8 protein-coding genes and 1 pseudogene are annotated in these 8,567 nt (G+C 58.1%); 3 read left to right on the top strand and 6 right to left on the bottom strand.

Features of this window, described 5'->3' with window-relative positions; genetic code table 11:
- Nucleotides 1-267 (bottom strand): helix-turn-helix transcriptional regulator (locus tag ACN0VM_RS17625; RefSeq protein WP_417452209.1); only part of this gene is annotated, 267 nt, incomplete at its 3' end.
- A 212-nt stretch (nucleotides 268-479) separates the two neighbouring features.
- Here ACN0VM_RS17625 and ACN0VM_RS17620 point away from each other — a divergent pair.
- From ACN0VM_RS17620 to ACN0VM_RS17610, 3 genes are all read left to right on the top strand, one after another.
- Nucleotides 480-1,553, top strand: coding sequence for a YdaU family protein (locus ACN0VM_RS17620; RefSeq protein ID WP_417452208.1), 1,074 nt, complete (start codon nucleotides 480-482; stop codon nucleotides 1,551-1,553).
- Between the two features lie 42 nt (nucleotides 1,554-1,595).
- Nucleotides 1,596-2,147 carry a hypothetical protein gene (locus ACN0VM_RS17615; protein WP_417452207.1) on the top strand — a complete coding sequence of 184 codons (552 nt, stop codon included), beginning with the start codon at nucleotides 1,596-1,598 and terminating at the stop codon, nucleotides 2,145-2,147.
- Nucleotides 2,148-2,259: 112 nt separating this feature from the next.
- A complete protein-coding gene (locus ACN0VM_RS17610; RefSeq protein WP_417452206.1) occupies nucleotides 2,260-3,006 on the top strand; it encodes a hypothetical protein in 747 nt (248 codons plus the stop codon).
- Nucleotides 3,007-3,160: 154 nt separating this feature from the next.
- On the opposite strand, the gene ACN0VM_RS17605 is transcribed toward ACN0VM_RS17610, so the two are convergent.
- The 5 genes and pseudogenes from ACN0VM_RS17605 to ACN0VM_RS17585 form a co-directional block, all read right to left on the bottom strand.
- Nucleotides 3,161-4,297 carry a flagellin gene (locus tag ACN0VM_RS17605; protein ID WP_417452205.1) on the bottom strand — a complete coding sequence of 379 codons (1,137 nt, stop codon included), beginning with the start codon at nucleotides 4,295-4,297 and terminating at the stop codon, nucleotides 3,161-3,163.
- Nucleotides 4,298-4,378: 81 nt separating this feature from the next.
- Nucleotides 4,379-5,518, bottom strand: coding sequence for a flagellin (locus tag ACN0VM_RS17600; RefSeq protein ID WP_417452204.1), 1,140 nt, complete (start codon nucleotides 5,516-5,518; stop codon nucleotides 4,379-4,381).
- A 262-nt stretch (nucleotides 5,519-5,780) separates the two neighbouring features.
- The gene (locus ACN0VM_RS17595; protein ID WP_417452203.1) at nucleotides 5,781-7,505 is read right to left on the bottom strand and encodes a hypothetical protein; all 1,725 of its coding nucleotides are present in this window, start codon (nucleotides 7,503-7,505) and stop codon (nucleotides 5,781-5,783) included.
- 1 nt (nucleotide 7,506) lies between these two features.
- The gene (locus ACN0VM_RS17590; RefSeq protein WP_417452202.1) at nucleotides 7,507-8,175 is read right to left on the bottom strand and encodes a hypothetical protein; all 669 of its coding nucleotides are present in this window, start codon (nucleotides 8,173-8,175) and stop codon (nucleotides 7,507-7,509) included.
- Nucleotides 8,176-8,289: 114 nt separating this feature from the next.
- A pseudogene (locus tag ACN0VM_RS17585) lies at nucleotides 8,290-8,567 on the bottom strand (hypothetical protein); the annotation flags it as partial.

The raw sequence follows: 8,567 nt of genomic DNA, 5'->3' as shown, positions 1-8,567 counted from the left end.
CTTCAGGACACCCACAACCGGCACACGCGGCGCGCCTTCGTCGCCGGGTACAATGGTCAACTTGCCGTCTTCAAGGCTGCGCAATAACGAGCGTGGGGACAGGCCCAGTATGTCGGCCAGCCTTTCAACCTCGTCGGATTGTACACCGCGCTTACCGGTCAAGATATCAGTGATGCGCGGGGGCGGGACACCAAGCGCCGTGGCGACATCCTTGAGTTTATAGCCCTTTTCCTTAAGGGCAGCTCGCATCCAGTCCTGTTTTGGCATGTTGCTTCCTGCATATCGTGGCAAATAAATCACTGAAATTACATTTTGCGTAATTTAACTTGCATTCAATTACGATTAACGTAATCATATATCCATGAACGTGTCAAACAATATTGTTGGCCGCAACTGCCCCCGGCGATGTGCGGGCGTAGTGTGGCAAGAGAAAGTAACGGTCCGGACCGCTCTTCCCATGACAGTGGAAGGAGCGCGCCTTGGCTGAATTTCCTGCGTTACCGCTTTTCACCGACGCTTATCTCGCGGACACCCGGCACCTGACCGCGGAAGAACACGGCGCTTACCTGTTGTTGCTGATGTGTGCGTGGCGCACCCGAGGCTGCGCGCTGAAAGACTGTGACCAAACGCTGGCGCGCACCGTAGGGGTGACAAAACTGCGTTGGCGAAAGCTCAGGCCGACACTGGCGGAATTCTTCACGGTGGCAGATGGGCTGTGGCGGCAGAAAAAACTGACTGAGGTATACAGGGGCGTGGAAGCCCGTGTGGCAAAAAACCGGGCCAACGGCGCAAAAGGTGGCCGGGCCCGGGCCGCAAAAGGAAAAAATACCTTAGGGGGCGATTGTCCTGAAACTGGCCCTCAATCTGGCCCAGAATCTGGCCCTCAATCTGGTTCTGGCTCTGGTTCCGGTTCCGGCCGACAGCCGCAGTGCGACCCTTATGCTGTAAAGGGCGCTGCGGGGTGTGACCTCGGCGCAAGCAAAGGGGGTGGCGAAACGCTGCCAACCAAAACCAGAATCCAGAATCCAAAACCAGCAGAAGCCAGCAGCGATATGCCGCTGGCGACGCTTGCCGCTGCGGCCTGTCTTGCGGAAAAGGATATTGATATCAATGTTGTGCGCCAATGGCAGGCGGCAGGGGCAAGCGTGGACGCCGATATGGTGCCAACGCTGATGCGGATCGCCACGCGCGAGCAAACACGCACGGGCCGCCAGCCCGCCAGCTTGGCCTATTACACCGCAGCGGTGCTGGAGGCGAGGGACAGACGACTGGGGGCAGTTGCGGCGGGTGCGGTCCACGCCATAACCCATCCACCCAAGCCGAAAAAGCGCCCTTTCAATGCACAAAGCGTTGATGACTGGCGGTTGTTTCTGGGCGACGCCACTAGCCGGTTCAGGGGTGACTATCTAAGCCAAAACTGGGCTATCAGCCGGGAAAATCCGCATTTTGAAGCCACCAGCCTCGGGCCGAACCCGCGCCACAGCCTCAACGCCCGTATCCCTGAGGAGGTGATGGACGAGTATGCCGCCCCGTGGCGCTGGCGCCGCGCATAAAGTTCATCAACGGTATTTTTACACAGGACGAGAGCAGAAAGCATGATGACAGCCAAAGCACCCAATGAAAGCCATGACCAGTTGACCAGCGCGCGGCGCGCCCTGCGGGATGTGGCGCGCACCATGATGATCGATGCCCGGGCCGGTAAGCAGGGCAAGCCTGACAAGCAGGCGCTGGCGGGCCTGCTCGATACGCGGCTCGTCCGTGCAAGTTGGACCCTGCGTCGCCTGCCTGACCGGGAACGTGGTTTCCTGCAGCTCCGCGGCAGCATGTGGCCTGAGATTGCGGCCGACGGCGGAACATACGCTGCGCCGGGGATGACCAGCTATCAGGCCCGGCGGCAGGTGCGCCTCAGCGCGGGGGAGATCGATCAAATGCAGCCCACCCTCGACCTGTTGCAGTTGTTGCCTGACCGCGAAGATCGGAAAATTGCCTTTTATGCGGCCTGGCATCAGGACGGCGAACCCGGTGGCCGCGTCCCGTGGGCCAAGGTTCGGCGCAGCACGGGGCTGGCGCTGTCGCGCTGGACCTTCAAACGGCGTTATGAGGGTGCGCTCCTCTGGCTTGCGGCGCTGATCGCGTTGCAAATGTGACAGCCACGGCGGGTAGGCAGCACTTAAAGTGGCATGTGTGATCTGAATGGGCTATGACTTTTGTCGTAAAAGTGGGTAATGATGGTGTTTGGGTAAACAGGGGTGGTTGATAATGCATTTTTTTATGGGGTTTGTGGCACTTTTCGCGGTGGCCACGACAGTTTCGGCTCAGGCGCCTGTCGCAAAGCGGGCTGACCCGCCCACCATTCATGAGCTTGTTCTTCAGGGTAGCTCCTATCCAGCGTCACTGTCGGCATCATGTAATTATGTCGGGCAGGATTTCGATATGTCTTGTGCATTCTTCATCACCCGGGTCAATGCCCGGAAAAGTGACAGCCGGGTCAATGACATGCTGCTGCGTATGTTTGCCAGCCGTACAGCGGCCGACTGGCAGGACCATCCCATGTGTACCACGCCCGAGGTGAAGGATATCGAACGTCACATCAAGGTTTTGAAGGTACAGAAAAAGCTGAATGACCTTGAGGAACAGGTGATCCGCAGCCAAAGCGCACCGGCGATCGCGTTTTGTGCTGAGCCGACAATGACCAATTACAAAAGGTATCTGCAATCGCTGGACGACGCGACCGACTGCACCATTGATACCACGACGGAAATGGTCACCATGCGGTATGACGCCAAGGGACAGTCATGGACCGGTACGTTCACCCCGAAAAGTCCGACCAAGCCGGTGAGCGAATATACCATAAAGCTGGACAGCATGACCGGGCGTGTGGGCAAGCGGCTTTTGTTCATGGTGACGCAAATCCTGCGGCCCCAAAATGGCGGACGTGGCCAGCGGCTCGTTTACCGGGCCAAAAGCGCGGACCAGAAACATTTCTGCGGTTATGTGGCTTGGTAAAGACACCGTAACCATAAGCCCCACATGAAAGGGGCGCAGCCACCGGCTACGCCCCTTCAGAGAGAGATAAGGCCGCGCTTTTTGCGCTGGTCCCTTACCGAAATAAACTCTCCTGATGTCTCGACCTCCCGGTCTTTTAATCCCGTAACTTATTCTACCTGAACAGCGACAGCACGCTTTGCGGCGCCTGGTTCGCAATGCCAAGGGCCTGAAGCCCAAGCTGTTGTTTGGTCTGCTGTGCCTGCAGGCGCGCGCTTTCCTTGGCCATGTCGGCGTCCACAAGGTTACCGATGCCGACATCAAGGCTGTCGGAAAGTTTGCCGGCGAACTGCTGCTGAATTTCCAGTCGGTTTGCGGTGGACCCCAGATTCGACAGCACATCGTTCACGCTGCTGATGGCAGCTTCAACAGCGTCTACCGCCGCACCAGCGTCGCCGCCCCCATCGCCGTTCGCGACAAAACTGCCGCCCTGAATGGCGTAGCCGCCGGTTTCCACGACGGTTCCGATGCGGATGAAGGGGCTTTGGATTGTCCAGCTCGTATCATCGCTGAACCATTCCACAAGGTCTGGGTGAATATCGCTTGGCGTGTTGACGCCGTCGACAATGTTCCGTGCGGTCTGGCCTCCGGAAATCCACCCCTCGCGTTGAAACGCCTGCGTAAAGTTGGTGTTCGCGCCGGTGTTGCCGTCCAACCATGTGCCGAAGTTCATGTTGGCGATCGGGCCACTGAGACCGGACAGGGTATATGGCTCGCCGCCCGGCGCGATGGACGTATCTGCAACCCCCAGCGACGAGGTGGTGAGCGTATTGCCGCTTGCGGTAATCGTTCCGCCGACTGATCCCGTGCTGTCGGTTATGGCGGATAGAGTGTCGCCCGTCAGCAGGTTTTTGCCGTTGAAGGTTGCGTTCTCCGAAATGGAGGTGATCTGCGACAAGAGTTCCTGATAGTCATTGTTGAGCGCGGAACGGCTGGCATCGTCAAGGCCGTCATCCTTGGCGGCGACAGCCTTTTCCTTCATCTGAATCAGCAGGTCCGAGATAGCCTCAGCGCCCGCAATGGCGACATCCAGTTCAGAATTTGCACGGTCAAGCGAACCATTGACAGCACGGAAACCCGCAACGTCACCGCGCATATTTTGTGCAATGGAATAAATCGCGGCGTCATCGCGCGCGGACGATACCTTAAGGCCGGTGTTAATGCGCGACTGTGTTGTCTCAAGCGCACGGCCTGTGGCATTCAAGTTTTGCAGTGCGGCGAAAGCGCCGCTATTTGTGTTAACCGAAAACATCTTTCTGATGTCTCCCCAATTTCATACCAGACATTCTGTCCGGCGTTCGGTTGTTACTTTTTTATCTTTCCTGAACTCACCTTACCTGAATAGCGACAGCACGCTTTGCGGCGCCTGGTTCGCAATGCCAAGGGCCTGAAGCCCAAGCTGTTGTTTTGTCTGCTGTGCCTGAAGCCGCGCGCTTTCCTTGGCGAGGTCTGCATCCACAAGGTTACCGATGCCGACATCAAGGCTGTCGGAAAGCCTGCCCGCAAACTGCTGCTGGATTTCCAGCCGGCTTGCGGTGGACCCCAGATTCGACAGCACATCGTTCACGCTGCTGATAGCAGTCTCAATTGCGGTAACAGCCGCGCCAGCGTCGCCGCCGTCGGCACCGGAGTCGAGATAGTCACCGCCCAGGATGGCGAATTCGCCAGTCTCGTTGACGGTGCCTGTGACAACTGAGTTCTGGATGGTCCACCCTGTGTCACCAGCGTTAAACCATGCCAGCAGGTCAGTGCTGACGTCCTCTGGTGCCGTGCCTGCGTCGATGATGTCGGTGACCACGTCTCCGCCCGGTGCCAACCAGCCTTCAAGCTCAAAGATCTCGTTAAACCTGGCGGTGTAGCCGGTGTTGCCTTGAATAAAGGTCTTGAAAGAGAAGCTTGTGATGCTGGCACTGGTTTGCGTGAACGTATATGGCTCGCCGCCCGGCGCGATGGACGTATCTGCAACCCCCAGCGACGAGGTGGTGAGGGTATTGCCGCTTGCGGTAATCGTGCCACCGACTGAGCCCGTGCTGTCGGTTATGGCGGATAGAGTATCGCCCGTCAGCAGGTTTTTGCCGTTGAAGGTTGCGTTCTCCGAGATAGAGGTGATCTGCGACAAGAGTTCCTGATAGTCATTGTTGAGCGCGGAACGGCTGGCATCGTCAAGGCCGTCATCCTTGGCGGCGACAGCCTTTTCCTTCATCTGGATCAGCAGGTCCGATATGGCCTCAGCGCCCGCAATGGCGACATCCAGTTCGGAATTTGCACGGTCAAGCGAGCCATTGACAGCACGGAAACCCGCAACGTCACCGCGCATGGTTTGTGCAATGGAAAATACCGCAGCGTCGTCGCGCGCGGAGGACACCTTAAGGCCGGTGTTGATGCGAGACTGAGTTGTCTCAAGCACACGGCCCGTGGCGTTCAGGTTCTGCAATGCGGCGAAAGCGCCGCCGTTTGTATTGACTGAAAACATCGTTCTGATGCTCCGGTTAATTCCCCAAGCCTGACCTTCTGTTCAGGCGAAGCGCATTATGCGCCACCGGAGGCAATGCATGAAGCGGGCCAATAGTTAATTTCTGTTAAAATTTTAACTATTTGGCAGGAGTCCGGGCATGGCACCATATTGGTGTACTGCGGGGAGGCGCTTGCGGGCTACGACTTTTTTGCCTAGTGCGGCAAAAAGTGCCCACCTATAATGCATGAAATATGGTTAACGCGGAATCTTTTGCCGCTCGCTATTTATGCCAGGTTGCCATCGGGTTGGGCACGCACAGATGTTCCGCCACCGGCAACAGGCGGCGGGCCTCAAGGTCATACATGAAGGCGGGCATCACGCCTTCCACCTCGCCTTCCTCGGTTTTGGCGGTGCATTCACGTTCGGCTTTATAGGGGTACAGGCCGCGGGTATAGCCATAGATGAGCTGTCTGCCGTCCACGGGCTTAGTATATATTCTCATACCATAATCGCGTGACCATGTGTTTGACTTGCCCTGATTGTCACGGGTGTTGATACGTTGGCTGTTGCGGTATATCCCGTCGATCTGGGTTTGGGCGGAATCGAAAATCACCTTGTTTTCCGCCGGGGAATAAATGGTCAGGTAAACGCGTGAGCTGTGTTCGTCGCCATTGGCAAAGGAAATCAGGCCCAGCTCTTCATGAAAGCTCGGATACCCGCGATAAAGGTCCCGCCCGAGCTTGTTGCCGTGTTTGTCGGTAATCCAGTAGGCGTTGGTGAAATTGTCCATATCGCCGATATAGAGGTCATATTTGGTGCCGCTTTTACCCACCAGCGGCTTGTATTGCCCCTCCTTGGGTTCCACCACCACGTGGCCCGATTTGTTCTTGAGGCCATGATTGTTGGTATAGGGCTTGAAGAAGGGCGTGAGCGTATGCTCCTCCACGATATAGTTTTCAAGCGGATTTTTCGGCCCCTCGGGCGCATTTTTCGCCAGTTCCGCCAGTAGGGCGCGGTAGGCGGCAAGCTCTGCCTCGCGCTCACGCAAGGCGCGGTCAATTTTGGCCACGCGCTCAAGCTGCGCAGCCACAAGCGCCTGCTGTTTGTCGCGCCACTCGCTTGTCGGGCCCGTTTCCCCCAGCGCGGTTTGAAGCTGGCTGATGAAGGCATCGTAGTTTTTCAGGTCCTGCTGGCTGGGTTTGCTGGCTTTACTGTTAAGGTCATACTGCCTTTGTGCGAAACCAATGGCTGCTGGTTGGTTTTTCTGGCTGAGGCGGGACATCATCGCGCTCGCACGGCTTTGCTTGAAAGCGAAAGATTTCTGCCGCCATAACATCTTCTCGGCCCGGCGCAGGGTCTCGCCTGCGCTCAGTTCCACGCTCAGCACCATTACCTCATCGATCTTGAGGCCTGCGATGGCGGCCTTCTTGGCCTCCGCCGGGGAAAGCCAGTCCCCGCCCACGGACGCACACTGGTCTTTCTGTTCGCGGTCGATGTCGAACATATCGCGGGTATTGACCTTCTTGGGTGTCGCGCAGATGAACTTGTCCCAGTTGGGGCTGCCTGCCACATTAAAGCCGTTTCGGCCGCTTTGCGCCACCACACCCGCGTCGCAAAATACGCTCAGGTGCGCGCCGCCGCCGTTTGTCAGGCGCCGGGCTTGCTTGTCGGGGTTTGGAAACTGCGCCATCAGCAACAGGTTCCACATTTCTTCTTCACCCGGCTGCGAAAGAATGCGCGTGCCGTCGTCCAGCACCACTTGTAGCACGCCCGGATTGGTCCAGCGCGCGGTGCAGTTCACCACCGGTTCGCCCAGCAGGTACCACACCTTGAAACTGCCGCTCAGTTCAAGGCTGGAATGGGGTTGGATACGGGTGTCGCGCACATTTTCCATCTGGTGGCGGATGGCATAGTCCTTCGAGGCGCGCTTGGGCACTTGCGCCCCGGCTTCCTGTGCGGGCAGAGCGAGGAGGACGGTAAAAACCAGCATGATCAGCGTGCGCACGTCACCAGCCCTCCATCAGGTCGTCCATCTCGGACGGTGTTGTGTTCTCAGGGCTTGCGCCTTCAAAATGACTGCCCGCCAGGTCTGGGCCAGTAATGTCAGTAATGTTAGTGATGGCGACCAGTGCGCCGAGATCAATGTCCTTGAGGTAAGGCACGGCAAACGGCAGTGTGATCTGTAGCAGTACCAGCACCGCGATAGCGCCGCCAACGCCAAGACGCGTTGCTACCCGGACGGCCCGGAACGCCAGATAATAGGTATAGGCAAGGGCGATCATGAAGCCGAAGACCAACAACGTGTTGTCACCCGCATTCTTGTCGCACCAGTAGGCCGCGTAAGCGGCTGCAAGGCTGCCGGCAAGATACAGCAGGCCGGCAAGCCGCGGCGTCTGGGCCATTGGCGATGTTGCGGGCGGGGGTGCGGGGGAAGCTTCAGGCGTTGTCGGGAGTATTTGTTGCAGGGACGGTGCAGCTGGTTCTAATGCAGGATGTTCTGGTGCAGGCAGGACGGCGTCCATTACCTCGGGGGTGTCGCCCGCTTGCGGCGTGCCCCATTCAAGACCGGCACCGCAGGCCGGGCAATTGAATTTGATAAAGCCGCGATCCTGCGGGAAGCGCACCTTTTGTCCGCATCCCGGGCAGGGTGCAATGCCCTTGTTTGTCTCTGCCATATGGTCCCCCCATCATGGGCCAGCCACTTCACACGCCCGCACACACCAAAATACGCTAGCTTTGGTTGTAGGTTCCGGCAAGCGGAAATCGGCTTAAGGGCGATGTGTGCGGCGCTAGTCGCGCGCGTTTAACAGGCTGTCAGCGATGGTGCGGCGCAGGGTTTTTGATGCCTGTGCGGGGGACCAGCCGCAATCATCCACGAGGAGCGCCCAGCTTTGCACCGAAGCTGCCGCCCAGAGGTAATCTGCCGCTGTGTCGGTTTGCCAGTGGGGCCTGAGCATACCTTCCTCCGCGATATCGGAAACCAGCATTGCGAACCAGGCCTTGAGGTCTGCCATGCGTCCTTGCCATGCCTCTGCCGCCTCGCGGTCAGTGGCGCGCAGGCGGATAA

Source organism: Kordiimonas sp. (assembly GCF_048260245.1).
Lineage (GTDB): Bacteria > Pseudomonadota > Alphaproteobacteria > Sphingomonadales > Kordiimonadaceae > Kordiimonas.
Note: the sequence above shows the minus strand (reverse complement) of the source record. Positions and strands in the feature narration are given on the sequence as shown.